Below are 26,503 nucleotides of genomic sequence, written 5' to 3' on the forward strand. Positions count from 1 at the left end.
TCCAGAAAAATAAAAAGGTGTAGTTACAAACTACACCTAGTCAAATTTAACGCTCTACACCCAGAAGGGGAATAAAGTGAATCTACCCCCTGCTGAGTGTAGTCTACGCTTTGAGGTGGCCCTTCCCACAGACTCAAACAACACGAATTACTTCTACAAGAACAGTTCTAAATCTACCTAATGCCTATTTCTGACGAAAGGTATCTGATACAAATGATAACACTTCGGGAAGGGACGTTCTCCAATAGGTCCAATTATGAGCGCCATCCCTTATTCTGAACTCATGGGGGATATCTTTTTTCTTCATTGCGATATGAACTAAGCTATTTCCTTCATAAAGGAAATCATCATCCCCACAATCAAAATACCATTTTACAGATTTCATCGCTTCCACTTCATTCAATTCGATTTGCCTTAGTGCGGAATGCCGGTCATAATAGCCTTCGAGGTTATCAGTATTTTTTACCTCGGTTTTATTGGTTTGAAGTCCTTGATTGAATTCTTCAAAAGTGGAATTCCTCAATGATGCACTTAAAGGGCAAGCGGAAGAAAACAAGTCAGGGCGGTGCATGGCATAGAAAAATGTACCACCGCCTCCCATGGACAATCCAGCTATTGCCCTATACTTTTTCTCAGATTTGATTCGGTACTTTTTTTCTACCTCAGGCATCAGTTCCTCAAAAAAGAAATCTTCATATCGCCATTCATTGTTGATATCATTGAAGTTACCCCGCTTACCTGTATTGGCATCCGGCATGACAATAATCATGGCCGTAGATTTTCCTTCTAAGATGGCTTTGTCAGCGATATGTTGGACTTCTCCAAACTGTACCCAACCTGTCTGATCGTCTCCGGCTCCATGAAGGAGATACAAGACAGGGTAAGAGCGCTGCGAGGTCTCATATCCGGGTGGCAGATAGATCGCATATTTACGCTCCATATTGAGTATTTTACTCTGCATTGTCATTTGGTCAAAAACCTTACTGTCTTGTGCAAAAGCAATTATTGAAAACAATAAACAGAAGGATAAAGCAAGTGTGTATTTTTTCATATCGGTTGGGGAATTTGGATTGAGTAGCTGTTTGATTTTTTGGATAAAAAAATATGAATGCATTAATCTACCATAAAGATGAATATATAAAAATCGTTACTTTTTTTTCGGACTTGCAGATTTTCCGACGGTCACTTTTTGTTTTTTTACTTAGGTTAAAGGATTAAGCGACTACCTCCACTGAGCGTAGTCTAGGCGTTGAGTCTGCTAGGAGTAGATTCCAGCGCTGGATGCTGGCCTCTCGCTAAAATGCTATACCAAAGCATTTTTTACGTTCGATCCTACTTTTTATCCTTATCAATTTGAAATTGAATGTCATGCTGAACTTATTCCAAAATTCAAGTTCGTTAGTAGCATTCTTGCCTGGGTCGTAATTCTTGCAGGTTTTCTAATTGCCTGCCAGCTGGCAGGTTCGTTTATAATCGCTAACTTAAATGCGACATAATCATATTATAAATTAACAATGAAATTAAAAGTATTGACACTTTTGTTTGCAATCACACTTACGGTTTGCAACGCACAGGAAACCAGACCAGGACCTCAGCTACCTCCTGAAACTGGTGAAAGTTTTAAAGTAGGAATAGCGGGTTTCACCTTCGCAAAATTCGATCTCGACAAAGCACTTGAAACATTAAAAGCTGTAGATGTACATTATTTATGCATCAAGGATTTTCATTTGCCAATGACGAGCAGCGATGAGGAAATTGCTGCTTTTCATGCTAAACTGAAAGCCAATGATGTTGTCGGTTACGCAATCGGCCCAATTTATATGAAAACCGAAGAGGAAATTGACAGGGCTTTTGACTATGCAAAAAGAGTTGGGGTAAAGCTGATTGTTGGCGTTCCCAATGTTGAGCTGCTTCCTTATGTCGATAAAAAAGTAAAGGAGTATGATTTTAAATTTGCCATCCATTTGCACGGACCGGATATTAAAATCTTTCCAGATGCCGAAGATGTTTGGAACCACACCAAAGATCTCGATCCTAGAATTGGAATGTGCTTGGACGTTGGTCACGATACACGCAACGGTAAAGACGCTGTGGCAGACCTTGAAAAATACCACACCCGCGTTTTCGATATGCACATAAAAGATGTAACCGCACCAACTAAATTGGGTTATTCACTCGAAGTAGGCCGTGGTGTAATCGATTTTCCTTCACTAGTGAAAATGATTAGAAAAGTAGGTTACACAGGTGTTTGCGCTCTGGAACACGAAAGAAACATGGACAATCCATTTATGGGAATTGCCGAATCTGTGGGTTATTTTAGGGGTGTAATAGAAGCCACTAAATAATAGTTAAACACAATATTTTTGTTGTATAAAAGGCTGAATTCTTTAGAGTTCAGCCTTTTATTTTTAGGATTTTAAAAAACAACTTTTATACGATAGCAAATGAAATGCGCCCCATTGAGCGTAATCTAGGCATAGATTATAACCACGCCTTTATTCATTAGAATTTGTGATTCTCTCAATATTGAACGTCCTTAATTTGATGTGTTTATAAAAAGGTCAGAAAGTTAATTCGTGGAGACTCATTTTTCTAACACTATTTGTTGGTGTGATTTCGTTTAAACTCTTCACGTTAGTAAAAAAAAATACTTCTATAGTAAACCTTCGCATTTGGATTAAATTAAATTTTATACCGACTACTCTATTTGAGATCTCTTTTTTAAATTCATTAAATGCTTAACCAATTAACTTAAACAAAATGGATACAAAACCTTGGACGCAGCAAGAACTCATTAATGAGATTGAAACGACCCATCGAAACTTCAATAAGACACTTTCAAATTTTTCAGAGAAAGAACTCAACACTGTTCCCTTCGAGGGGAGTTGGACAGCAGGGCAAGTAGCAGAGCATATTACAAAGTCAAATGGAGGTATACTTCAACAATTGTCAAACGGGAAAACAGAGTCTACAAACCGCCCCTATGACGAACAAGTCAGTGTAATTCAAAACATCTTTCGAAGCAAGGATAAAATGAAATCTGCATTACCCTTGGAGCCCGAACAACCGCCTCATAATGTTGAAGACTTATTAAAAAACTTAAAGCAACAAAAAGAAAGTCAAATTGAAGTGATAAAAAACTATGACCTAAAAGCCTTGATTTCAGAACTGGAATTTCCACCATCTCCAGATGGTTTGACACGATACGAATGGCTTCACTTAATGATTGAGCACGCTCAAAGACACAGCAAGCAACTTGAAAATATTCAAAAAAAATTGTAGCTATGAAACAAGAAGCATCTAGTTTTCCAGATATTGTTTCAAGAGAAGAATGGCTATGAGGTGTATGAGTAAATTTTGAATTTGATGAATGAATTGACAAAAAACAAGGATAGTTTTTACGAGAAAATCGCTGACTTACTTAAAGGAGCTAGACAAGCTGTGATTAAATCAGTTAATCACACCATGGTAGTCACCTACTTTGAAATTGGTAAGTTGATTATCAATCAAGAGCAAGAGGGAGAAGAAAAAGCTAAGTATGGGCAGAATTTGATAAGTGAACTCTCCCTTAAATTATCCCTAGAATTCGGGAAAGGGTTTTCGGCTACAAACCTTAAACAAATGCGGACATTTTATTTGACGTATTCAAAAGGTCAGATGGTTTCTGACCAATTCAACTTAAGTTGGTCACATTACTTAAAGCTTATGCGGATTGAAGATGAAAATGAACGTAAATTTTATGAGATAGAGAGCTTTAAGAGTAATTGGAGTTTGAAGGAGTTGCAAAGACAATATGACACTGCATTATACACAAGGTTAACTTTAAGTAGAGAAAAAAATAAAGTATCAGAGCTAGCGGAAAAAGGATTGATTATTGAAAACCCAAAAGATGCGATTAAAGACCCATATGTCTTGGAATTCATAGGATTACCAGAATATTCAAGTTATTCCGAAAGTGATTTGGAACAAAAGTTAATAGATAAGCTTGAGCATTTTTTACTTGAATTAGGCACTGGATTTACATTCGTTGCTCGTCAGAAGCGAATTACATTCGATGACAAGCATTTTCGGATTGACCTAGTCTTTTACAATAGATTTTTAAAGAGCTTTGTTCTAATAGATTTAAAAATTGGTGAATTGAAACACCAGGATATTGGGCAAATGCAGATGTATGTAAACTACTATGACAGAGAGGTTAAATTGAAGGATGAAAATAAGACAATAGGGTTGATCCTATGTCAAAACAAGAATGAATCTGTAGTTCAATATACTTTACCCGAAAATAACGAGCAGATTTTTGCCAGTAAATATCAAACGGTTTTACCTACAAAAGAGAAGCTGAAGGAATTGATTTCCTGAATAAGAGTCATTTTATAGGTGTATATAGATGATAGGCTCCAAACTCTCGACAATGTTGAGAGAAAGCTCCACTGACCTTAGTCTAGATTTAGAGCTAAGTATCCTTTCCAGCCTTCCCCTTTTTCTTTACCCCTTCTATCAACTTTATCCTACTATCCTATTACCTCCGATTTTCTTCTAGATCACTTGCATATAAACCCACTTTCTAATCACCCGCTAAAACTGTAATTTAACTTTTTCATTACCCCTGATAACCCACTCTCAATGAGATTTAAGAAAGTATCCAGCTTAGTTACCCTTATCGTCAGTCTTTTTAGTACTGCCACTTTTGCACAAAGAACTGATTCCATACCGGTAAGGCATGACGTCACTTTACCGCAAGCACACAAGGGAACGTTGGAAATTGACAGTTTGCTGCTCGATAGTTATGTGAGATTACCTGAGAATATTAGAAAGTTTTATTTGGAAGCTAGGTCGGTATTTGAGGAGAATGAAGTTGATTTTACAGACGAGAGAATTGTAGCAGCTGCTGTCAAAAATGGCATTCCTTTGATTTCAGGCCCGATGTTGGGTGATTTGAAAGAGAATAGCGTAACTATCTGGTTTAGACCAGCAAGTATAAATCTGATTGAAATTGAAATAGCTGATTTAGCTGGTAAAGAAACAAAGCTATATATTTTTAATCCCAGCGTGGCCGGACAAGCTGAGCGAATCGTCTTAGGGAATTTGTCATCATCGACGAAGTATTCCTATTTAATGAAAATACAAGGTGCAGAGGTTGCTAAAGGTACTTTCCAAACATCCTCAAAAATCGGAGAAACAAGCGAGTTACGACTAGCTTTTGCTTCTGATTTTCATAAAATAGGTCTGCACAATCCTAACTTGATGGACGCTATTTTAGCGAGAAATCCAATCGCGATGCTGCTACTCGGAGACCTTGCTGTGGATGATAGAGATACTAAGCTGAGCATGCATAGAGCTGATTACTTGCTTCGGGATGTTTCGCAGCCTTGGAGAAAATTGGCTGCAAATGTCCCACTTTATGCTGCTTGGGATGATCATGATTATCTAAACAATGATCTTAGTGGTTTGCCAGAAGGAGTTAGCGAGGTGGACAGAGATGCGCTCCGCCGCCTGTGGAAGGAAAACTGGAATAACCCTAAAACTGAGGTGGATGGGATTTACTTCAATACGCGGATAGGAGCTGTAGAGGTAATTATGCTGGATACCCGTTCTTTTCGTGAGAATGACAGAAGAGGCGAATACAATTCCTATTTGGGCGCAGCCCAACTCAATTGGCTAAAGGATGTGCTGGCAAAATCCACCGCTCCGTACAAGCTGATCACTAGTGGAACGATGTGGAGTGATTACATCTCTGAAGGAAAGGATTCCTGGGGAACTTGGGATACGCTGGGACGGGAGGAGATACATAAATTGATAGAAACAGAAAATATACCTGGGGTACTGTTGCTGAGTGGGGACCGCCATGGAGCGAGAGGCTTTACTATTCCCAGAAAGGGAGATTTTGAGTTCTACGAATTTGGCCCAGCTTCCTTAGGTGGCGTTCCAGGACCAGAAGCGATTGCAAAGAATTCATCGACACAACTATTCGGGTATCTTGGATTGGGATTAAAAGCGTTTGGAGAATTAGTATTCGATAGGGAAGGCGAGTTGCCTCGGGTCACCTTCAGATTGATCGATGAATATGGGAATATCATGGAGGAGCATCAGTTGTCTTATGATCAATTAATCCCACGAAATAAGTAATTGGCAATTGCTAACAAGGATAGACATTCGTTCAAAGAATTAACTTTACATCTAGCAAAGCTCCGATTCACAAGTAGCCGTTAAATATCCTTTTCAGGCAGATTTTACTTTTATTTTTCCTGCCGACATTATTCTAGCATATAATCTTAGCTATATAAAGCCATGCATTCTACCACTTTTAGCCAATTGACAAATTACTCTAACCTTACTAAAAATAATTCAAATGGAAATACAAGTTTGGTTAGATAATTCTAACTCCCTATTCCATCAAATTTTTATGATTGTTATGGGAGGACTTTATGGGGTTTCCTTCCTGTTTGGAACTACTTACAACGTAGTAAATATTTTTGTGTACTACCTATTAATTCCATCCTCATGGATTTATTTAATCAGTAGAAAAACGAGTTATTGGTTGAATCTTATTTCGTTAGGGCTTTTAATGGCATTCTCACTACTTCCGAATATCAGAACAAGCTGTGATTATTTTTTTCAACAAAGTGTTGACTTCCTAAATTGGACAGCCGAAATTTTTGATTCAAACTACATTGATATGTCGGTTCATATTTGTGTGACTGGTGTCGGAATTATATATCTAATCCTGATTCTATTTACCTTGACAAAAAAGATTGCAAAAATCACTCTGATTACTACTGTTGTGATTTTTGTGCTATATATGATCCTTGTGTATCCTAATTTTAAGGATCTTATGCTATTTGGCCTAGAGAAAACGGGTGTCCAATACTAGTATATAAATAAATCCCTATAGCCCAATAGTAGTAGTTAGACTTCCATATCAGGCAGATTTCCCTATTATCTTTCCTACCGAGTTTATACTTATCATCCAATTTCACAAAACAGAAACATGAATCAAAATAACTTAACAGCATTAACAGATTAAGAATTATTGCAAAAAGTAAAGACAAGTAAATCCTCTAAAATCTATGATGCTGCCATCATCGGACTATTAATTGGAATTGCTATTTATGGTTATCTTAAAGCAGGATGAGGAAATGAAGATTCTCTGGTTTCCTTATTGTCTGCTAGTGAGTTAACCCAATATCAAGTTAAATCTCTACTCTTTTTCTCGAGTAATCTATCTGAACATTAAGTCCAAAATCGGGTTTAAATCTCTTTAAGAGATATTTCCCACAATTATTCATTTAAAGATGCACAGTAAAATTTCCTATTTGATTGTAAGATTAGCGATAGGCCTCAGTATGTTTGGCCATGGATTGGTTCGCTTACCAAAGCTTCAAGCATTCAGCCAAGGCATGGTGAAGACTTTTGAAAATTCCATGTTACCCGAGTTACTGACAACACCTTTTTCTTATGTTTTACCATTTGCAGAATTGATTTTTGGTTTTTTACTTATCATCGGATTATTCTCTCGAGTGTCTGCTATAGGTACAGCAGCAGTGTTATTGACGCTGATTTTTGGTTCTACCCTGATAGAAAATTGGGATGTAATAACATCTCAGTTAGTTCATATTGCTTTTGTAGCATATCTAGTACATAATGTGAAGGATAACAGCTATGCTGTTGACTGTCTTCTTAGTAAGAAGAGAGCCGGATAAAAAATTAAATGCCCAATCTCTGTTAGTGTGATGAAGCTCGGGCGTTAAATCTCTGTGTGCGATCCGTAGATCCTAGCAACTAGTATTGTATTGTGCCTAGCACAAAACATTTTCGCTTCTAAACTACTTAAGAATTGGAATGATGCCTTCAGTTTAATCTTACAGGCAAGTTTTTGATAAATAGTAGCAGCAAGATGACTGAGCGCGAATTAGATAGAATCATAGAAATGGCCTGGGAAGATAGGACTCCTTTTGAAGCTATAGAAACACAATTTGGAGTGAATGAAGCTGAGGTAATCAAACTCATGCGAAGAGAGTTGAAGGAAAGCAGCTTCAAAATGTGGCGAAAGCGAGTGAATAGCGGAGTAAGTCAGAAACATCTCAAAAAGAGAAATCCTGACATCGAGCGATTCAAGTGCTCCAGACAAAGAAGTATCTCTCTCAATATATTTTCCTAGTGGCTTATTTTCCAACCGATTTAGAATCCATAAAAAAAAGGATTCGAGCGATAGACCTTGAGAACTATGGGGCGACCAGAAATTTTAAAGACGGTGCCGTGACTCGGTTAAGCCCATATATTTCTCGTGGTGTGATTTCTACCAAGCAGATTTATGATTATATCAAAAGCCTAGGTTTACCTTGGTACAAATGCGAAAAGCTTATTCAGGAATTGGCTTGGCGAGATTACTGGCAACAGGTGTGGCGAGCAAAAGGGGAGGCGATTATGTCGGATTTGAAGCAGGAGCAATTTCCTGTTGCTAATCATCAGATTCCTGAGGCAATAGTCAATGCAGAAACAGGAATAGATGCTGTGGATCATGCGATCAAACAGTTTTACGAGAGTGGATACATGCACAACCACATGCGGATGTATGTAGCCTCGATCTGCTGCAACATGGCTAATTCTCACTGGCTTCATCCGGCTAAATGGTTGTATTTCCATCTTTTGGATGGGGATTTGGCAAGTAATCACCTAAGCTGGCAGTGGGTAGCGGGTGCTTTTTCCAGCAAAAAATACTATGCTAATCAATGGAACATAAACAAGTATTTCGACGGGAGCCAGCAGAATACCTTTTTGGATGTAGAATATGAAGCATTTGATCAGCTAGAAATACCTGCTCAATTGAAAAGCACCGTTAATTTTGACTTAGAGACAGTTTTGCCAATCGGCAAAAAACCGCAGCTGGACAAAGAGAGAATTACTCTTATCTATACCTATTACAACATAGATCCTTACTGGCATGCTGGGGAGGAAGTTCAGCGAGTTTTATTGTTAGAGCCTTCATTCTTCGTTACTCATCCTGTGAGTCAGAAGTGTATTGACTTCACTCTCGAGCTCGCCAAAAACATTTCAGGGATTCAGCTGTTAGTTGGAGAGTTTTCGGAAGTAATCGATCAAGTTGGACAAGAATTTATCATCTATAAAGAACATCCGACTACACGTCACTTTCAGGGAAAAGAAGAACCTAGAGATTGGCTCAGTGCAGTAGATGGCTATTTCCCTTCATTTTTTGCTTTCTGGAAAAAATGTAAAATGGAGATCGATTTTAAGACTGATTAAAAAGGGGTTTGTATAAAGTATAAGATAATAACCAGTAAAATGCAGCTGCACAAAATACAAATTGAAAGCTTAGAGCGAAAGTACAAACTGAATCTGATCAACTCGATCTCTGGTATCAAGCCAGCCAATCTCATAGGCACTAAATCACTGGCAGGAAATGAAAACGTAGCAATTTTTTCATCAGTGGTGCATCTGGGATCAAGCCCTGCTCAGCTGGCCTTTATCATGCGCCCACAATCTGAATTCCCTAGAGATACCTATTCCAATATTTTGGAAACCGAGTTTTACACGATCAATCACGTATCTGAATCATTTATAGAAAAAGCACATTACACCTCCGCCAAACTGGAAAGAAGCGAGTCTGAATTTGATCGGATGAAATTGGAAAAGGAGTTCATCGGAGGATTTCATGCTCCTTTCGTAAAAGACAGCCCAGTAAAAATTGGGATGAAACATCTGGAAAGTATTCCCTTGCCCAACGGATGCCTATTTGTGATCGGTTCCGTGGAGATGCTTGTGCTTCCTGATGAAGCTATAAATGAATTAGGACAGTTGGATCTGCAGCATTCTTCCGGCGTCGGGATTTCCGGCCTGAACAGCTATTATGGTTTAACTAGATTGAATTCCTTTCCGTACGTGAGAGAGGAAGAAATCCCCAACTATAAATGAAAAAATCTGATCTCCCAACTAAGATCTGTCTGATCTGTCAGAGACCTTTTACTTGGCGAAAAAAGTGGGAAAAGGATTGGGAAGCGGTGAAATACTGTAGTGAGAGGTGTAGAAGAAATAAGGATAGTAAGCTATGATTAGCGCTTTTTCTTCACATATCCATAAATCCCCGCCACACCGATAATGAGCAAAGCAATGCCAATCCCCCATTGTAATGGGCTATTCATAGATTCTTTGGCAGCCAGATAAGAACTCGCCAGAACTCCCGCAGCGAATGCGAGCACGGTTCGGGTAAGCATCCCTGGGATCCCGTATACCAACACTTTCCACAACTTGATGTTCATCGATGCAAAGAGGAAATTGGAAACTGCAAAGGGGACAATAGGAGAAATCCTCACGAAAAAGACCAGTGATCCTTCCTTTTCCTTTCGGGCTTCTATTTCACGATGAAATTTAGGGTTCTTCCTGAAAAGTAATTCCGTAAAACCCAGATTAGTGAATTTACCCAATGCATAACCTAATACTGAACCTAAGCTGTAGCCAATAACTAAGAAAAGTAAGGACGACCATCCGAAGTAAAATCCAGAGGCAATTGCAATCAGGGTAGTTGGTAAAAATGCTAAACCCATCAATAAAGCACCTAATGTGGTGTAGATAAAATAATCTAAAGGCGTGAGAAGTTGATACTGTTCTAAGAAGTCGTAATTAGTAGCAAAAATCAAACTTCCCACAAAAGGCATTGCTGTGATCCATAGCCAAGCGAAAATTCCCGCAGGATGCTTGCCGAAGTACCGACGGATAGTTTTGAATATCCTGCCCTTTTTTGTCATATTTGATTTGTAATCTATCAGTTCACCGGGAATTCTGACTGCAAGTTTAACACGAGCATTCTAAAAATCACCTCGAAAATCTCAAAAGGTTTTCTTTTCTCTAAGGACAAAAAACTTCTTTATCACCTACAAATGAAATTTGGAACAAAAGCTATACATGCAGGAATAGAGCCCGATCCATCCACGGGAGCTATTATGACGCCTATTTATCAGACTTCCACATACATACAACACACCCTTGGTGGACATCAGGAGTATGCGTATGCACGTTCACAAAACCCTACCCGTACAGCTTTGCAGAATAACTTGGCGGCACTGGAAAACGGTAAGCATGGAATTTGTTTTTCCTCTGGCGTTGCAGCTATCGATGCAGTGATCAAGCTATTCAATCCCGGTGATGAGATTATCAGTACAAATGACTTGTATGGCGGTACTTATCGACTTTTCACCCAAGTATATGAAAGATACGGGATCAAATTTAAGTTTGTATCCATGTTAGAGGCTGAGGGAATAGCGGCTCATATCACAGATAAAACCAAAATGATCTGGGTAGAAACACCTACGAATCCCATGATGAATATCATCGATATCGCGGCGGTGGCAAAGCTGAGTACTGGGAATAAAATAATTCTTGCTGTGGACAATACGTTTGCCTCACCCTACTTGCAAAATCCACTAGATCTCGGTGCTGATATCGTGATGCACTCGGTGACCAAATACCTAGGTGGCCACTCCGATGTGGTGATGGGAGCTTTGGTGGTAAATGATGATGAATTGGCTCAAAAGCTTGCTTTTATCCAAAATTCTTGTGGTGCGATACCAGGACCTCAGGATTGCTTCTTGGTAATTAGAGGAATCAAAACACTTCACCTACGAATGGAACGTCATTCTCAAAATGGCAAAACCATCGCTGCATATTTGAAAAACCATCCAAAAGTAGAAAAGGTCTATTGGCCGGGTTTCGAAGATCATCCTAATCATGAAATTGCCAAAAAACAAATGCGAGATTATGGTGGAATGATCTCCTTTTCTCTGGTGGGAAACATGGAATCAGATGTGAAAAAGGTGATGGAGAACTTTCAGATTTTTGCACTTGCCGAGTCTCTAGGCGGTGTAGAGTCACTTTGTGGTCATCCTGCTTCTATGACTCATGCGAGTATCCCAAGAGAAGAGCGTGAGAAAGTTGGTTTGGTAGATTCCCTGATTCGATTGAGTGTGGGCGTGGAGGATGCCGAAGATCTGAAGAATGATTTGGCGCAGGCATTGGGGAAGATTTAAGGTTTTTAACCGCGGAGGACACGGAGGACAACGCGGAGAGCGTTAGACGGATATATAATATCGATCGTGCCTTTGGCACTCTAATAACTTCCTTTTGGCTTAATACCCCGAATTTCGCAGCACTGTATTCGGGGCTGCTATGGGTTTTGCCTTTGGCAAAAGATTACCGAACCAAAGTCCTATTGTCATACGATTTCGGTTTGTATTGGAATTATTTGTATCAACGATTTTAAAGACTTTTAATTAATATTCGAGCCCTTACCAACGGCAAGACCAATAAAAGCCCAGAATGCAATTCTGGGTTTTAAATGAGATTCATTTTGAATTAGAGTCCCAACGGTACGATCAATGTTTTCTGTCTTAACAAATTATGGTTTAGATAAATTATCGATCGTGCCTTTGGCACTCTAATGACTTCCTTTTGGCTTTAATGCCCCGAATTTCGCTACGCTGTATTCGGGACTGCTATGGGTTTTGCCTTTGGCAAAAGACTTGATATAAGTGGATTTTAAAATGATCAGATTGTTTTTGATTTAGAGTAGTTGTACTTGGATAGAATATTTTGCTTTGGAAAAACAAGCTGAATATATCTTTGAATCCTTGCCAACGGCAAGGCCAGTAAAAGCCCAGAATGCAATTCTGGGTTCAAATCAGAGTAGAAGATTTATAGAGTGCCAACGGTACGATCAATTTTAAAAATAAAATACCTTATCAACCATCTCCGCAAGATTCGGGTTTTGGTATTCTTCGAAACAGGCTACTTTTGGGGAACCTAGCATTCAGGACATGCACGCAAGCCAATCCATCAATTATCAGCGAATTGCCGAAGCAATTGCCTTCATCCAGGCAAACTTTAAAAGCCAGCCTTCTTTAGAACAAATTGCGGAACATGTGAATCTGAGCCCTTTTTATTTACATCGAATGTTTAGTGAGTGGGCTGGAGTCAGCCCTAAGAAGTTTATGCAATACCTCAGCCTGGAATACGCAAAACAGCTTTTGCAAGGAAAAGAGGTCACACTTTTTGAAGCAGCACAGGAAACCGGATTATCAGGGACAGGAAGACTTCATGATTTATTTGTAAAAATAGAAGGAATGACCCCTGGTGAATTCAAGAATGGAGGAGAGAATCTTCAGATCAATTATAGCTTTGCGGAAAGTCCATTCGGAGATATTATAATGGCTTCTACAACAAAAGGAATTTGCCACCTAGCCTTTTTCTCAGAGCAAGAAGAGGGAGAAGCAACGATGAAAGCCCGATTTCCAAATGCAACTTATCAGGAGTCATTGAACGACATTCAGAAAGAAGTTATGCAAATATTTCAGCTTGATTGGAGCAAGATCAACCAGATTAAGTTGCACTTGAATGGCACTCCTTTTCAACTGAAAGTGTGGGAAGCATTGCTAAAGATCCCTATAGGAAATTTGACGACTTACGGTAGCATTGCTTCTGAAATAGAAAAGCCAAAAGCCTCCCGAGCGATTGGAACTGCTATTGGAAGCAATCCTGTTGCTTTCCTTATTCCATGTCATCGCGTGATTCAATCCTCTGGCAAACTTGGTGGCTATATGTGGGGGAATACACGTAAGTCAGCAATTATCGGTTGGGAAGCTGCTCAATTAAACCAAGACACATAAGAAAAAGTATGGATTTATTCAATAAGGATTTGGGCGATACTATAAATCTGCTCCCAAAGGATGGAGAAGTAAATTACTATGGTAAAATCATGCCCTCTGCGAAAGCTCTGAGCTATTTAGACTACTTATTGAATGAGATTCAATGGAATAATGATGTGGCTATTATTTTTGGAAAGCGTATTGTAACCAAGCGTAAAGTGGCATGGTATGCAGAGGAACCCTTCAATTACACTTATTCCAATACCACCAAAATAGCTTTGCTGTGGACTAAGGAATTGCTGGAGCTTAAAAAGATTGTAGAAGATATATCAGGTGAGACGTTCAACTCATGCTTGCTGAACTTATATCACAACGGAACTGAAGGGATGGCTTGGCATAGCGACGCAGAGAAGGATCTGAAAAAAAATGGAGCAATTGCTTCAATGAGTTTTGGAGCTGAGCGAAAGTTTGCTTTTAAGCATAAAGTATCCAAAGTGACGATATCGAAGATTTTGGAAAATGGCAGTTTACTTGTAATGAAAGGAACTACTCAGACACATTGGCTACATAGACTTCCGCCTACTAAAGTTGTATCAAAGCCTAGAGTAAATTTAACTTTCAGGACAATTGAGAGTTGATAAGAAGTAGCTTCGGCAAATGGCTAAAGCAAATACTTTTCAATTCAGGTTAAAATCAGTTTTATATTATGTGCTTACAGGCCCACCTGGGTATCACTTTTTGAAACGTCAAATTCAGCCGCTATTTTTTTACAACATATTAGTGGTGGGAACAGGTTAAGCATTGATTTTTGATTTCGCTTTATTAAGTATTCTTGGGTAAAAATTGATGTGTTTTTAAATTCTCAACAGGCATTTTTCAATTTGGACCCCTAAATTTTACCGAGTCTGTATTTTTATTTTTCTTAATCCATGGATAAGAGTACTTTGAAAGAGAATATAATCCATACACTTTAAACAAGAGTTCAATTGAAATCTAGCAAGACGAAATAGGTATCAATCAGGAATAATAATAGTCCCTGTAAGATTCCATGACCGTTGAAAAATTGTAAAACACATGAAAAGAAGAGATTTTATCCAACGATCCGGAATGGGGCTCGGTGCCCTAGCCACCTCCGGACTATTTATGATGGGCAATCCCGTCTCAGCTGAGCAGTTGCTAGAACCAGGAATTGACACAGCTGCCAAAAAATTATTAGCTGATACTGCCTTGAATGCGGCAAAAGCTAAAGGGGCAACCTATACCGATGTAAGAATTGGCAGGTATTTATCCCAAAGTGTATTTACTCGAGAAAAGAATGTCCAAGGAATTTCTAACGCAGAGACTTTTGGTGTTGGTATTCGAGTGATCGCAAATGGCACTTGGGGCTTTTCTGCCACTTCAGATGTGACGCCTGATGGCATCAAGGCTTGCGCTGAAACAGCTGTTGCTATAGCAAAAGCAAATTCTAAATTACAAACTGAGCCCGTAGTGCTCGCTCCTGAAAAAGGACATGGTGAAGTGACATGGAATACGCCTATTGTGAAGAATCCAATGGAAATTCCTGTAAAGGAGAAAATTGACTTACTGCTCAAAGCAAATAATGCTGCCATGGACAATGGTGCGGCATTTGTCAATTCTGCCATCTTTATGATTAACGAGCAGAAGTATTTTGCTTCTACGGATGGATCTTACATTGACCAGGATATTCATAGACTTTATCCAACCTTTTCCGTAACTGCTGTGAATAAAGCAGCTGGAGGGTTCAGGTCAAGACAGGCGCTAAGTACTCCGATGGGTATGGGTTATGAATACATGGATGGCCTTGCCAAGGACAAAATCATGAATCCAGCAGGGTTTGTGAGCTATAACAACTCGTACGATATAGTAGAGGATGCAATCTCAGCAGCTAAGCAAGCCAAAGAGAAAATCAATGCAAAATCCGTAACTCCAGGCAAATATGACTTGGTATTGGATCCGGATCACTTAGGATTGACTATTCACGAATCTGTGGGTCACCCACTGGAATTGGATCGTGTACTCGGATACGAAGCTAATTATGCTGGAACAAGCTTCGCGACTTTGGACAAATGGAAATCAGGTGATTTCAAATACGGATCTGATATCGTAAATATTTTCGCAGATAAAACTCAGGATTATTCCTTGGGTAACACCGGGTATGATGATGAGGGTGTGAAGTGTAAAGAGTGGGATTTGATCAAAGACGGTGTCTTGGTTAATTATCAAGCTATTAGAGATCAAGTAGCAATTTTGGGAGGAACTGAATCTAACGGTTGCGCATTTGCTGACAGTTGGGGTTCTGTACAGTTCCAAAGAATGCCTAATGTCTCTTTACGTCCTGGTACGGAGAAATATTCCCCTGCCGATATGGTTAAGGATGTGGAGAAAGGTATTTACATCTTGGGTAGAGGTTCATTCTCTATTGATCAGCAGCGTTACAATTTCCAGTTTGGAGGAACCGTATTTTACGAAATCAAGGATGGTGAAATTGTTGGCATGCTAGAAGATGTAGCGTACCAGTCCAATACACAGGAGTTCTGGAATTCTTGTACCAAGATTTGTGATAAGGATGACTATCGATTCATGGGAACATTCAATGACGGAAAAGGACAACCTTCACAATCATCAGCAGTTTCTCATGGCAGTTCCACTACCCGATTTGACGGAGTGAACGTGATCAATACGGGAAGAAATATTTAACCTCAACGCGGAAATTATGGCCATATTAACTAAAGAACAAGCAAAGCAAATTATAGATAAAGTACTTTCCTATTCGACGGCAGATGAGATGGAAGTATCCATCTTTGGAGGGCGAACAGGTAATATTCGTTATGCTAGAAATACAGTAAACACGAGTGGAGAAACGAATGAAATTCGTTTGAGTGTCAATTCGGTTTATGGCAAAAAAGTTGGTTCATCTTCTACAAACGAGATGGATGATGCTTCTTTGAAAAAATTAGTAGCTCGTGCGGAAGAAATAGCCAAGCTCGCTCCAGAAAACCCGGAGTATATGCCGATGCTAGGTCCTCAGACTTATCCTGATTCGACTACTTTCAGCCCGGCTACAGATAAGATCGATCCAGATTTCAGGGCACAGGTAGCTGCAGATAGTATTGGCATCACTCGAGGTGATGACCTTACGGCAGCAGGTTACTTGGAAGATTTTTCTGGATTTGTTGCGAGTGGAAATAGCAAAGGACAATTTAACTACAATACAAGTACTTCAGTTGACTTTTCAGTGACTGTAAGAACTACAGATGGAAAAGGTTCTGGATACGCTATCAGAGATTTCAATGATGTCAGTCTATTGAGCTCCAAGGATGTGACGAACATCGCGATGCAGAAAGCTCAGGCATCTTCCACCGCTCAGGCAATTGAACCGGGTAAATATACGGTGATTCTGGAGCCAACAGCTGCAGGAGATCTATTGAGCCTATTGACTCGAGGGTTTGATGCCAGAAGTGCAGATGAAGGAAGAAGCTTCATGAGTAAAAAGGGTGGAGGAACTCGTATTGGTGAGAAACTATTTGATGAGCGCGTTACCATTACATCTGATCCTACAAATACGGAAATTCCGATGTCACCATGGGATGGTGATGGTTTGCCTAGACAAAAGACTACCTGGGTAGAAAATGGTGTAGTGAAAAATCTAGCCTATTCTCGCTATTGGGCAGAAAAACAAGGAGTAGCACCACTTTCAAGTGCTGGCGGAAGAGGATTTGGTGGAGGTGGATACATTTTTGCCGGAGGCGATGAATCTATTGCTGACATGATCAAAAGCACCGAAAGAGGTATCTTGGTTACGAGATTCTGGTATATCAGAGCTGTAGATCCACAGACCTTGTTATTCACAGGTTTGACACGTGACGGTACTTTCTATATCGAGGATGGTAAAATCAAATTCCCGGTGAAGAACTTTAGATTCAATGAGAGCCCAATCATTATGCTTAATAACATCGAATCTATGGGTAAGCCACAACGAGTAGGAGGAAGCTTAATTCCGCCTATGAAGATTCGTGACTTTACCTTCACTAGTTTATCAGACGCTGTTTAAGAAAGTATTCAGTTTACAGTGATAACCTTTGAGGTTTTTTTATAAACCTCGAAGGTTTCATTGTTTACTGAATTTTCAGAATGCGGTATTCAGGTCACGAAAGAACAGCACTTCTCTTCGAAAAAAGATTGCTTCGGATATAGAAGGGATACTTCAAAAACGAACTTATAATTTATCCTCGCAATGACGTAAGCTGCTGATTGATTACTTGAAACTGCTCATTGATAACTGCCAACTAAAATGCAAGCCTTTTTCTTTACCAGAATAAAATACAATTCCGGCAATTGGGATACAGATCAGCGTATGCCGATCAACTTGCTCAACTCTATCGTGGAGTACACTACAATTCCGGTAGATGAGAAAGAAAAAATAGTAGAGTTGAGTAGCAAAGAGATTTTCAAAAGTCCTTTTAGCTATATCAGCGGACATAAGTTGGTAGAGTTCTCCTCTGAAGAGCGTAGGAACTTCAAGACTTATGTAGAAAATGGAGGCTTTGTCTTTGCCGATGATTGCAATCACGACATCGATGGGCTTTTCGCAAAATCCTTTGAGGCCGAGATGGCCAAAACCTTTGGAGAAGATGCGCTCCAAAAAATCCCCAATAATCACCCAATTTATTCAGCCTTCTTTGAATTCGAAGATGGCCCACCTCCCACCTCATTCGAGCTTAATGGTTGGGGGGATGACCTGATCCATGATTACTTGAAAGCAATTGTCGTAAATGGTAAAATCGGAGTTCTTTACAGCAACAAAGATTACGGCTGCGAATGGGATTATGACTTCAGAAACAAGCGCTTCTTAAAAGTTGACAATACCAAGTTTGGTGTCAACATCGTGGTCTATGCATTAACACACTAATTTTGGAAAACACAGATTTAACAGCCTATAAAGAGCTTGTCGGGAGAATCCCACAACTCAAAACTGAAATAGCTAAAGTCATCGTCGGTCAAGAATCTGTGATCGAAGAAATCATCATCACGCTTCTTGCGGGAGGTCACTGTCTTTTGGAGGGAGTGCCGGGCTTGGCGAAGACTCTGATGGTTAATTCTCTTTCTCAGGGAATGGACTTGAATTTCAAACGAATTCAGTTTACGCCTGATCTGATGCCTGGTGATATCTTGGGTACGGAGATATTGGAAGAAGACCATGAGACCGGAAAGAAGTTCTTCCAGTTCAACCGTGGGCCAATTTTTGCCAATATGGTGTTGGCAGATGAGATCAACCGAACTCCACCGAAAACTCAAGCTGCATTGCTTGAAGCGATGCAGGAGAAAATAGTGACTTATGGTGGACAGCAGCATCCATTACCAGTTCCTTTTTTGATTATCGCTACGCAAAATCCTATCGAGCAAGCAGGAACCTATCCATTGCCAGAAGCACAGCTTGACCGCTTTCTTTTATACATCAAATTAGGCTACCCATCAGAGCAGGAGGAATTAGATGTTTTGGAACGGACAACCGGAACTTATAGCGGCAAACCTGAAGTGGTCTTCACTGGACGGGACATTCAGAATCTGCAAAAACTCACTAGGGAAGTTCATATAGATTCTCATCTATTGGTTTACATCAATAAGTTGATTCGGGCGACACGCCCTGATGATTCAAAAATACAATCCGTGATAGATTACGTGGAGTGGGGAGCAGGTACCCGAGCAGGACAAGCATTAATTCTTTGCTCCAAAGCTAGAGCTCTGGTGAAAGGAAGGTATGCTGTAACTCCAGAGGATATTAAGACACTTGCTTACCCAGTGCTGAGACATAGACTTTCGCTACACTTCAGAGCAGAAGCTGAAAATATCCATGCTGACGCGGTCATCGCTAAAATCCTCGAAGCGCTACCAATCCATGCAAGCAAGTAATCTGGAAATCATCAAACTCAACAACTTGAAGTTGGCCGCAAAGATTATCAGCGAGCAACTCAAGAATGGCGTCCATCTAGGCAAGCGCGTAGGAGTGGGATCTGAGTTTGAGCAGTACAGGTATTACGAGCCTGGAGATGATCCCAAACGCATCGACTGGAAGTACTTTTCGCGTTCAGGAAAACACATGATCAAAGAATCTCAAACAGAGAGCCATTTGCACGTGCGTGTGATGCTTGATTTGTCTGGATCGATGAACTACGAGGAAAATGGAATTAGACGCTTAGACTACGCTAAAAACCTTATTGCTTCGCTTGCTTACCTAGCGAATCAGCAAGGAGATGCATTGAGCTATTTTACCTGCCAAGAGGGGAGAGTGGAGAAGAAGGTTGCTGAATCCCCAAAGGCTTTTCAACGCATGCTTTATTTTTTGGAAAAGGATAAGGCATCGGGCAGTTGGCCGGTGGAGAGGCAGGACTTCCCAGCATTGAAAAGTAAGCAAAAGGAATTGGTGATCTTGGTTTCTGATTTCTTGCAAAAAGATAACGAGTGGATAGATATCATAGAACAAATGAGACACCCCAAAAAAGAGATCGTGTTATTTCAGATTTTGGGAAAGCAGGAGGAGAAATTTGAACTCAAGGGAAATTTCAATTTTCATGATTTAGAGTCTGACCACAAGATTATTTTGGATAAAAAAGCGATAGAGAAAACCTATAATGAGTCTATAACTTCTTACTTATCAGAATTCAAACAGTCGTTACTTCTACCTCAAGTTCACTTATTTCAAGTGCGATTGACAGATTCAATCGCCGGTGTGATCAGTAAGTTTCTCTCCGAAAGATCCCTATCCTGATGCAATTTCTTCAACCCATATTACTCTGGGGTTTGCTGGGAATCAGCATTCCAATCCTTATCCATCTCTGGAAAGGCAAGCAAGGAAAGGTAATCCATTGGGCAGCTATGCATTGGCTCTCCACGGAGGAAAGTTCTGTGGCAAAAGGGATTCGATTAGAGAATATATTGGTGCTATTGCTACGGATCTTGATGCTCGTTTTGCTCGTGTTACTGCTCAGTCAGCTGTTTTTCACAGAACAGAGCAAGGTAGCTGAAGATCGAATTATTCACTTGGTTCAGCCGAATAGACAGATCACAGAAGAGTTTAAATTCGAGCTTCAGCAAGCCTTTGAAAATGGTCAAGAAGTCTTTTGGATGGATGACAATCTGTCACCCATAGAAAATATAGATGATTTAGAATCAGATGGTAAGGTAAATTCAATTCAAGCCTCACTTAATAATATCCCAGCTACTTCTACCCAACTGAATCTCTACTTGAGTAACTCCCAAAATGCACTGAAATCTGAGTTTTACCTCAGTCCAATCAAGCCAAACCTACTATTGGGAAGTGCTGACTTCTCAGAGTTGCCCAAGCAGATGATCTCAGTAGAAGGAGGAAAAGAACTCTATATTAATGAAAAGGGTCTTCTGGATTCATTACCGGATGAAGGCAATGGTGCCAAATCAGTTGCTTTGAAGAAGGAAGATTTCGCTTACTTTTTGGGTGAAATATCGAATGCAGAGCAAGTATTTATCAAGGCTTCGCTAGATGCGATTCGAGATATTTATGGATTTAATTTCTTGGAAATTGATCAGATCCGGGATGCAAATTTGGTTTTCGACAGTCAATTACCGGCGGAAAACAGCAGTGATAAACTCTATTTTATCTCTGGTACTTTCTCCTTTTCGGAGGCTTCAAATGTGGTTTCCTTTTCTGATCAACTCGACTTTGAGCATGCAGAATTGGTGCAAACAGGTAAGTTGCCTGAAGTGATTTTGGAGAGATTTTTGGCATTTTTAGGAGTTGAAAAACATGATATTGCCTTAAGTAAATCTCAACTTGAGCGTAGATTTTTAGTTAAAAATCACGTCGGTCAAGACAAGAAAGCTAATACCAATATGCTTCTTTTGGGACTTTTTATTCTTTGTTATGGAGCTGAAAGATACCTTGCAAATCGTCAAAGGATATGAGTATAGTCGAACACTACATCGCCAAAATTGAGCTGCAACTCCGAGTGCAGGCAGGTCTCAAAGCAGTGCTTTCTGGTTTGGTAATAGGTGTGTTTTCTATGGTTTTTTTTGCATCAAATCTCCTTGTAGGGCTTCTTGCTTTGGTAGGATTTCTGATAGCTGGGTACTTTTTAGGATTGTTCCAAAGTAAGAGAATTCAAGCAATTCGGGTGATGCATGAGCAGTTCCCAACGCTGGAATTTAGTTTGGAATTACTCGAAAAACCCACCAAAAACATAGCCGAGCAATTGCAATGGGAGCGTGTGAATTCGTCCTTTCAAGGAGGCAAAATCCATCTTTGGTACAAAAAAATCGGGTACTATCTGATTGCCTTATTACTAGCAATCGGTGTATATAGTCTTACCTTTTTGAGTTTTAAAGCCGAGAAATCTCCTACAATTCAAGCTGAAATAGGAGATAAAACAGAAGCATTTACTGTAGCTAATTCGCCTGTAGAGATGACATCTGCACAAGTGACCATCATTCCTCCAGGCTATACCGGCTTGCCAAAACTGAGTCAATCCAACCTTGATATCAAGGTGCTCAAGGGTTCTAGGATTGAGTGGGTGATTTCTCTTGCTAACGCTCAGGATGCTGACTTAGAGCTGATCAATATCAATGGAGAGGGATTAGCATTCGGCAGGCAAGAAGATCGTTATGTCCTTCGGGATCAGGTGATTAATTCAGGGATTTATGCTCTTCAAGCGAGCAAATCAGGTGTAGTCGTTTACAAAACTGAGTATTATCCGCTTGAAGCTATAGACGATTTGGCCCCTGTGATTGTACCTACTGAGAAGGAGGTTTACAAGTACCATTTTGCTAAAGACCTGAAAATCATCAATGTCACAGCCAAAGTGACTGATGATTTTGTGGTTAAGGAGGTTTATCTGGTTGCAACTTTAGCTAGGGGATCTGGAGAGAATGTGCGGTTCAGAGAAAGTCGAATAGCGATATCAAACACCAATTTTAAGTCTGCTGATCTCAGTGTAAAACTTGATTTGAATTCTTTTGAATTCAGCCCAGGGGATGAATTGTATTACTATTGGGCGGCTATGGACAATAAATCTCCAGACCCTAATTTTTCACGATCTGACACTTATTTTCTCAATTATGTGGATTCTACGGGTGTAACTGAGACTGACTTAATAGGAATGGCGATTCATGTGATGCCTGAATATTTCCGAAGTCAGCGACAGATTATCATTGATACTGAAAAGCTCTTAGCAAGTAAAAAAAGCAAAACTGAAAAGGAGTATAACTCTACTTCAAATGGGATAGGAGCCGATCAAAAAGTACTCAGAATGCGGTATGGACAGTTTCTAGGGGAGGAATATTCAGAACCACAAGATGGCTCAGAGCCTGTGGATTTTCTCAATGGGCACGATCATGATCACAGCAGCCATGCAGCTGGAATGCATGAAACTCCTACAGGGCCGGAATTGTCGGGGGAAGAAAAAGCTGAGGTGGATAGTATCAGAAATTCAGGTGATGATGGTTTGGGTGGTCTGATGAATTCATTTCTTAACACTACTCAAAACAAGGCTCAAGCTGAGGTGGATGAGGTTTCTTCGATTGCTTTGTTGAAAATGGCAATTGAGGAAATGTGGGAATCTGAACTTCACCTGAGGCTTTTGGAACCTGAAAAAGCCTTACCATTTCAATACAAAGCGCTGGAATATTTGAAAACCGTGCAGCAGAAATCAAGAGCCTATGTGAAAAGATCAGGCTTTGATCCGCCACCTCTGAAGCAGGAGGAGAAGCGGCTGACAGGTGAATTGGAGGATTTAAAGGCCCAATTAGATAAGGAGCAGATGATATTAGAAGGGCAATTGGCTCCTCTGGCAGCAAAAATTTTGGGTTTACTGCCCAAGCAGCAGCTCTCGGCATCTGATAAAGTAGCTGTGCAGCAATTTGGAGAGCTCTGGACTGCTCGAATGAACTATTCAGGAATACAGGATTGGTCAGTCTTGTTGAGACTTCAAGAACTCTCTGCTGGTAAAATTACTGAGGAAGGAAAGAAGGAGTTATATCAAAAACTTAATCCATTAGTTATCAAAAACAGTGGTGTCAATTCCTCTTTTCTCAAACAAAAAGAATTAGAAAAAGCCTTTTGGAGTAAGCTACAATGATTCAATTTGAACCTTTAGTATCTGGGATTTGGTCCTGGCTTTTCGCTGGGATGATGCTGCTTATCTTAAGCTTCCAACTAGTCTGGGTTCTTAAATCCAGTTTATCGTTGGGTAGAAAGACAGCTAGAATTGCTTTGAATACACTTTTAGCGCTAGTATTGATTGCTTATGTTTTTCAGCCAGTTTGGAAGTCAATCAAGCCGGAACAAGGTGTTATAGTGTATGCTTCTAATGTAGTTAAGGAAGATATTTCTTTTTGGAAAGATAGTCTGAACATCAAAAAAGCAATAACTATCCAAAAATATACGGGTGAAGGAAATCCGGTCTATTTGATTGGAACTGAATTTTCCAGTACTGATTTATTGGAAATTGGTAGAAAAGATATTCATTGGATAGGGGAAAATGAACTGAATTCAATTTCTTATCTGGAATGGAAAGGAATACTTCGCCAAGGTGAAAATCAGACAGTTGCGGGAAGGATTGAAAAACAAGATTCTGTTACTGTATCCCTTTCCCAGCAAGGTGTATTAGTATCTGAAACTATCTTGATTCCTAATTCAGGGAGTTTTAAACTTGAATTCCCAACACGAGTCCTTGGGAAAAATGAGCTGGATTTAATGGTGAATGATAGTTTGTATGGATCTGTCAACTTTTTTGCGACAGCTAAAATGCCAATTCGGTATAACTTGAAATTTGCGTTTCCTGATCCTGATGTTCGGTTCTTGAGTCAATATCTTGTCAACTCTGGAGAGAACATCACTGAGCGGATCGATATCTCAAAAAATGTTGCTATTCACTCGGGAATTGCTACGACGGATTCACTTCAATTTCTGATTATCGACCCGAGTCAATTGGCTGAAAAAGCAACTCAAGAGGCAATTAAGGCTGGAGCTTCCGTTTTGCTGATTAATATAAATGAAGTCGGTAATGATATTTCAGCGATAAATAAGGCTTTCGAAACTAGTTTTAAAACCAAACGAATTACTTCAGAAGAGCGTAGAGATATAGAGTCAGATCTTGACGCTGAGCCATTTGCGTTTGAAACTCTGATAGCCCAAAAATTATTTTATGAAAATGCAGTTGCAGTCCAGCAAATCGGAAATTCCAAAGTTGGTGTAAGTTTATTGGGGAAGACTTTTCCGATCAAATTGGCCGGAGATAGTATACGATATCAAGCGATTTGGCAGAAAATTCTAGGAGCAATGATGCCTCAGGAATCTGGTGCTGTTCAGATCACTCAACCTGTTTTCATGGGATTAAAGGCTGAAATTCAAGTGAATCAAGCGGAGTTTCTAGATGATTTTGTAGCGATTGAATCTGATTCAGTTTTTCTTCAGCAATCACTTATCAACCCTTTTTCTAAATCAGGAAGCTTTATCAGCTTAGATTCAGGATGGGTATCGATAGGAGATAGCTTAGAATTCTATAGCTATGGCGCAGCAGAATGGCCAAGTCTGAGAGCTTCAAAGTTGAGAGCAGATTTTTTAACGGAGTATTCCAAAAAAGCTATTATTTCACAAGATTTGGATTTTAAAAGGAAGATTTCAGACTGGGTTTGGTTAAGCTTATTTTTAGCTCTGTTGACAATGGTCTGGGTGGAGCCTAAGGTTAGATAGACATTTAATACAAAATGTTTTTGCGTGGTACAAAAATTCAAACTGTTTTTAATAGAAAACAATCGCTTAAATATTTATCCCAAAGCCATGCATTAAGACTAGCCGTAAGCCTACATATATAACCAGTATGGCTGTCAGCCCACCGAGTATTCTCAGGTTAAATTTTTTACTGGATAGGTAAGAGCCAATACCACCGCCTATAACTACCGCGAGAATTAGTTTCCAAATCAATTCAGGATCTACCTGTAACGTACCTGCAACGGTCAGTCCCACCAATCCTGAGATCGAATTCACCAAAATGAAGATGGATGCTAATGCCGCGACGGTTCTAGGATTTGACCAGTTCAATAGATTAAGTGATGGGCTCAGGAATATACCTCCTCCAATCCCGGAAACACCCGCTAGAAAACCTACACTTCCTCCCAAACTCAGCTTCTTTGCCAAGCTAAATTCATGAGATTCTAGCTTGGCGTTGATGTAGCGAAGTATCATAGCTACGCCAGAGAGAATTAGTGCCGAACCGAGAATTAAAAAGAATACTTCCTGTGAAAGTTTCAATTGCGCTCCGAAATAGGCCAAAGGGATGCTGGAAACCAGGAAGGGCCAAAAGAGCTTAAAATCGAACACTTTATTTCGAATGAAAATGATGGTGCCTATGGACACCACACAGATATTTAGGATGAGTGCTGTAGATCTTATCTCATAGAAATCTGTGAGAAAAAGGCTCATAATAGCCAAGTAACTTGAACCACCTCCAAATCCGACGGAACTATAGAATAACGCTATGATGAAAAATATGAGGGGAAGGTATTCTATAGAAATCATTCAATTAGCGGATTGTTATTGAAATTTACTGCTTCAAAAACCTAGTGATGTTGAAGAATCAGTTGGGGTTGCGGTCTTGAAATTGACTATTTTTTATTAATCAACCTACGATCCTTTAAAAGGGCACACAATTATTCCTATAGTTGATTACATGGGCTTTTCCCAAAAGTATTCAATAAATCATCTCATATTATGAGAAGAATTAGTCTTTCCAAATACATGTTTTAAAACATTGAGCCTTAAATTCGCAGCTGAAACTGTACCAATCCTATTATGTCAATCT

24 protein-coding genes are annotated in these 26,503 nt (G+C 39.7%); 21 read left to right on the plus strand and 3 right to left on the minus strand.

What is annotated here, in order from left to right:
- Positions 1-184: 184 nt before the first annotated feature.
- A complete protein-coding gene (locus BVH02_RS15550; RefSeq protein WP_086502523.1) occupies positions 185-1,051 on the minus strand; it encodes an alpha/beta hydrolase in 867 nt (288 codons plus the stop codon).
- Positions 1,052-1,514: 463 nt separating this feature from the next.
- Between BVH02_RS15550 and BVH02_RS15555 the strand changes: the two genes are divergently transcribed.
- The 10 genes from BVH02_RS15555 to BVH02_RS15600 all read left to right on the plus strand — a co-directional run bounded on the left by BVH02_RS15555 (position 1,515) and on the right by BVH02_RS15600 (position 10,067).
- Positions 1,515-2,345: a sugar phosphate isomerase/epimerase family protein gene (locus tag BVH02_RS15555; RefSeq protein WP_086502393.1), complete on the plus strand. Its 831-nt coding sequence runs from the start codon at positions 1,515-1,517 to the stop codon at positions 2,343-2,345.
- A 415-nt stretch (positions 2,346-2,760) separates the two neighbouring features.
- Positions 2,761-3,282: a DinB family protein gene (locus BVH02_RS15560; RefSeq protein WP_086502394.1), complete on the plus strand. Its 522-nt coding sequence runs from the start codon at positions 2,761-2,763 to the stop codon at positions 3,280-3,282.
- A gap of 84 nt (positions 3,283-3,366) precedes the next feature.
- A complete protein-coding gene (locus tag BVH02_RS15565; RefSeq protein WP_086502395.1) occupies positions 3,367-4,359 on the plus strand; it encodes a PDDEXK nuclease domain-containing protein in 993 nt (330 codons plus the stop codon).
- Positions 4,360-4,623: 264 nt separating this feature from the next.
- On the plus strand, positions 4,624-6,126 hold the full coding sequence (locus tag BVH02_RS15570) for an alkaline phosphatase D family protein (RefSeq protein ID WP_086502396.1): 1,503 nt from the start codon (positions 4,624-4,626) through the stop codon (positions 6,124-6,126).
- A 223-nt stretch (positions 6,127-6,349) separates the two neighbouring features.
- Entirely contained in the window at positions 6,350-6,871 is a 522-nt protein-coding gene (locus BVH02_RS15575; RefSeq protein WP_086502397.1) for a hypothetical protein, read from the plus strand.
- A gap of 421 nt (positions 6,872-7,292) precedes the next feature.
- Positions 7,293-7,700, plus strand: a complete 408-nt coding sequence (locus BVH02_RS15580; protein WP_086502398.1) for a DoxX family protein — start codon at positions 7,293-7,295, stop codon at positions 7,698-7,700.
- Positions 7,701-7,894: 194 nt separating this feature from the next.
- Positions 7,895-8,158, plus strand: coding sequence for a TIGR03643 family protein (locus BVH02_RS15585; protein WP_086502399.1), 264 nt, complete (start codon positions 7,895-7,897; stop codon positions 8,156-8,158).
- The gene (locus BVH02_RS15590) at positions 8,158-9,261 is read left to right on the plus strand and encodes an FAD-binding domain-containing protein (protein ID WP_086502400.1); all 1,104 of its coding nucleotides are present in this window, start codon (positions 8,158-8,160) and stop codon (positions 9,259-9,261) included. Before BVH02_RS15585 ends, BVH02_RS15590 begins: the two co-directional genes overlap by 1 nt.
- A gap of 39 nt (positions 9,262-9,300) precedes the next feature.
- A complete protein-coding gene (locus BVH02_RS15595) occupies positions 9,301-9,930 on the plus strand; it encodes a flavin reductase family protein (protein WP_086502401.1) in 630 nt (209 codons plus the stop codon).
- On the plus strand, positions 9,927-10,067 hold the full coding sequence (locus tag BVH02_RS15600) for a DUF2256 domain-containing protein (RefSeq protein WP_086502402.1): 141 nt from the start codon (positions 9,927-9,929) through the stop codon (positions 10,065-10,067). The genes BVH02_RS15595 and BVH02_RS15600 overlap by 4 nt, the downstream gene beginning before the upstream one ends.
- Here BVH02_RS15600 and BVH02_RS15605 read toward each other — a convergent pair whose 3' ends face one another.
- The gene (locus tag BVH02_RS15605; protein WP_086502403.1) at positions 10,068-10,760 is read right to left on the minus strand and encodes a TVP38/TMEM64 family protein; all 693 of its coding nucleotides are present in this window, start codon (positions 10,758-10,760) and stop codon (positions 10,068-10,070) included. It abuts the gene before it with no gap.
- Between the two features lie 132 nt (positions 10,761-10,892).
- On the opposite strand from BVH02_RS15605, the gene BVH02_RS15610 reads away from it, so the two are divergent.
- The 11 genes from BVH02_RS15610 to BVH02_RS15660 all read left to right on the plus strand — a co-directional run bounded on the left by BVH02_RS15610 (position 10,893) and on the right by BVH02_RS15660 (position 25,395).
- Positions 10,893-12,038: a cystathionine gamma-synthase gene (locus BVH02_RS15610; RefSeq protein ID WP_086502404.1), complete on the plus strand. Its 1,146-nt coding sequence runs from the start codon at positions 10,893-10,895 to the stop codon at positions 12,036-12,038.
- 786 nt (positions 12,039-12,824) lie between these two features.
- Positions 12,825-13,673 (plus strand): methylated-DNA--[protein]-cysteine S-methyltransferase, encoded by an 849-nt coding sequence (locus tag BVH02_RS15615; RefSeq protein ID WP_086502405.1) that lies wholly within the window; start codon positions 12,825-12,827, stop codon positions 13,671-13,673.
- An 8-nt stretch (positions 13,674-13,681) separates the two neighbouring features.
- A complete protein-coding gene (locus BVH02_RS15620; protein ID WP_086502406.1) occupies positions 13,682-14,290 on the plus strand; it encodes an alpha-ketoglutarate-dependent dioxygenase AlkB family protein in 609 nt (202 codons plus the stop codon).
- Between the two features lie 436 nt (positions 14,291-14,726).
- Positions 14,727-16,370, plus strand: coding sequence for a TldD/PmbA family protein (locus BVH02_RS15625; RefSeq protein WP_086502407.1), 1,644 nt, complete (start codon positions 14,727-14,729; stop codon positions 16,368-16,370).
- A gap of 16 nt (positions 16,371-16,386) precedes the next feature.
- Complete coding sequence (locus BVH02_RS15630) at positions 16,387-17,724, plus strand: TldD/PmbA family protein (protein ID WP_086502408.1); 1,338 nt, start codon at positions 16,387-16,389, stop codon at positions 17,722-17,724.
- Positions 17,725-17,964: 240 nt separating this feature from the next.
- Positions 17,965-18,582, plus strand: a complete 618-nt coding sequence (locus BVH02_RS15635) for a DUF4159 domain-containing protein (protein WP_086502409.1) — start codon at positions 17,965-17,967, stop codon at positions 18,580-18,582.
- A gap of 2 nt (positions 18,583-18,584) precedes the next feature.
- Positions 18,585-19,583 (plus strand): AAA family ATPase, encoded by a 999-nt coding sequence (locus BVH02_RS15640; RefSeq protein WP_086502410.1) that lies wholly within the window; start codon positions 18,585-18,587, stop codon positions 19,581-19,583.
- Positions 19,570-20,439 carry a DUF58 domain-containing protein gene (locus tag BVH02_RS15645; RefSeq protein ID WP_086502411.1) on the plus strand — a complete coding sequence of 290 codons (870 nt, stop codon included), beginning with the start codon at positions 19,570-19,572 and terminating at the stop codon, positions 20,437-20,439. Before BVH02_RS15640 ends, BVH02_RS15645 begins: the two co-directional genes overlap by 14 nt.
- Positions 20,439-21,611, plus strand: a complete 1,173-nt coding sequence (locus tag BVH02_RS15650) for a BatA domain-containing protein (protein WP_086502412.1) — start codon at positions 20,439-20,441, stop codon at positions 21,609-21,611. Before BVH02_RS15645 ends, BVH02_RS15650 begins: the two co-directional genes overlap by 1 nt.
- A complete protein-coding gene (locus BVH02_RS15655) occupies positions 21,608-23,779 on the plus strand; it encodes a hypothetical protein (RefSeq protein ID WP_086502413.1) in 2,172 nt (723 codons plus the stop codon). The genes BVH02_RS15650 and BVH02_RS15655 overlap by 4 nt, the downstream gene beginning before the upstream one ends.
- Positions 23,776-25,395 carry a hypothetical protein gene (locus BVH02_RS15660; protein ID WP_086502414.1) on the plus strand — a complete coding sequence of 540 codons (1,620 nt, stop codon included), beginning with the start codon at positions 23,776-23,778 and terminating at the stop codon, positions 25,393-25,395. Before BVH02_RS15655 ends, BVH02_RS15660 begins: the two co-directional genes overlap by 4 nt.
- Positions 25,396-25,461: 66 nt before the next feature.
- Here BVH02_RS15660 and BVH02_RS15665 read toward each other — a convergent pair whose 3' ends face one another.
- A complete protein-coding gene (locus BVH02_RS15665; protein ID WP_086502415.1) occupies positions 25,462-26,220 on the minus strand; it encodes a sulfite exporter TauE/SafE family protein in 759 nt (252 codons plus the stop codon).
- Between the last annotated feature and the right edge of the window lie 283 nt (positions 26,221-26,503).

Origin of the sequence: Algoriphagus ratkowskyi (assembly GCF_002150505.1) — a bacterium.
Classification (GTDB): domain Bacteria; phylum Bacteroidota; class Bacteroidia; order Cytophagales; family Cyclobacteriaceae; genus Algoriphagus; species Algoriphagus ratkowskyi.

Excerpts from the sequence above, each read along its gene's own strand:
- BVH02_RS15625 (WP_086502407.1), top strand. The coding sequence starts at position 14,727 with ATGAAAAGAAGAGATTTTATCCAACGATCCGGAATGGGGCTCGGTGCC.
- BVH02_RS15635 (WP_086502409.1), top strand. The coding sequence starts at position 17,965 with ATGCAAGCCTTTTTCTTTACCAGAATAAAATACAATTCCGGCAATTGG.
- BVH02_RS15660 (WP_086502414.1), top strand. The coding sequence starts at position 23,776 with ATGATTCAATTTGAACCTTTAGTATCTGGGATTTGGTCCTGGCTTTTC.
- BVH02_RS15630 (WP_086502408.1), top strand. The coding sequence starts at position 16,387 with ATGGCCATATTAACTAAAGAACAAGCAAAGCAAATTATAGATAAAGTA.
- BVH02_RS15645 (WP_086502411.1), top strand. The coding sequence starts at position 19,570 with ATGCAAGCAAGTAATCTGGAAATCATCAAACTCAACAACTTGAAGTTG.
- BVH02_RS15600 (WP_086502402.1), top strand. The coding sequence starts at position 9,927 with ATGAAAAAATCTGATCTCCCAACTAAGATCTGTCTGATCTGTCAGAGA.
- BVH02_RS15595 (WP_086502401.1), top strand. The coding sequence starts at position 9,301 with ATGCAGCTGCACAAAATACAAATTGAAAGCTTAGAGCGAAAGTACAAA.
- BVH02_RS15650 (WP_086502412.1), top strand. The coding sequence starts at position 20,439 with ATGCAATTTCTTCAACCCATATTACTCTGGGGTTTGCTGGGAATCAGC.
- BVH02_RS15615 (WP_086502405.1), top strand. The coding sequence starts at position 12,825 with ATGCACGCAAGCCAATCCATCAATTATCAGCGAATTGCCGAAGCAATT.
- BVH02_RS15565 (WP_086502395.1), top strand. The coding sequence starts at position 3,367 with ATGAATGAATTGACAAAAAACAAGGATAGTTTTTACGAGAAAATCGCT.
- BVH02_RS15620 (WP_086502406.1), top strand. The coding sequence starts at position 13,682 with ATGGATTTATTCAATAAGGATTTGGGCGATACTATAAATCTGCTCCCA.
- BVH02_RS15575 (WP_086502397.1), top strand. The coding sequence starts at position 6,350 with ATGGAAATACAAGTTTGGTTAGATAATTCTAACTCCCTATTCCATCAA.
- BVH02_RS15550 (WP_086502523.1), bottom strand. The coding sequence starts at position 1,051 with ATGAAAAAATACACACTTGCTTTATCCTTCTGTTTATTGTTTTCAATA.
- BVH02_RS15580 (WP_086502398.1), top strand. The coding sequence starts at position 7,293 with ATGCACAGTAAAATTTCCTATTTGATTGTAAGATTAGCGATAGGCCTC.
- BVH02_RS15570 (WP_086502396.1), top strand. The coding sequence starts at position 4,624 with ATGAGATTTAAGAAAGTATCCAGCTTAGTTACCCTTATCGTCAGTCTT.
- BVH02_RS15655 (WP_086502413.1), top strand. The coding sequence starts at position 21,608 with ATGAGTATAGTCGAACACTACATCGCCAAAATTGAGCTGCAACTCCGA.
- BVH02_RS15610 (WP_086502404.1), top strand. The coding sequence starts at position 10,893 with ATGAAATTTGGAACAAAAGCTATACATGCAGGAATAGAGCCCGATCCA.
- BVH02_RS15560 (WP_086502394.1), top strand. The coding sequence starts at position 2,761 with ATGGATACAAAACCTTGGACGCAGCAAGAACTCATTAATGAGATTGAA.
- BVH02_RS15605 (WP_086502403.1), bottom strand. The coding sequence starts at position 10,760 with ATGACAAAAAAGGGCAGGATATTCAAAACTATCCGTCGGTACTTCGGC.
- BVH02_RS15665 (WP_086502415.1), bottom strand. The coding sequence starts at position 26,220 with ATGATTTCTATAGAATACCTTCCCCTCATATTTTTCATCATAGCGTTA.
- BVH02_RS15555 (WP_086502393.1), top strand. The coding sequence starts at position 1,515 with ATGAAATTAAAAGTATTGACACTTTTGTTTGCAATCACACTTACGGTT.
- BVH02_RS15585 (WP_086502399.1), top strand. The coding sequence starts at position 7,895 with ATGACTGAGCGCGAATTAGATAGAATCATAGAAATGGCCTGGGAAGAT.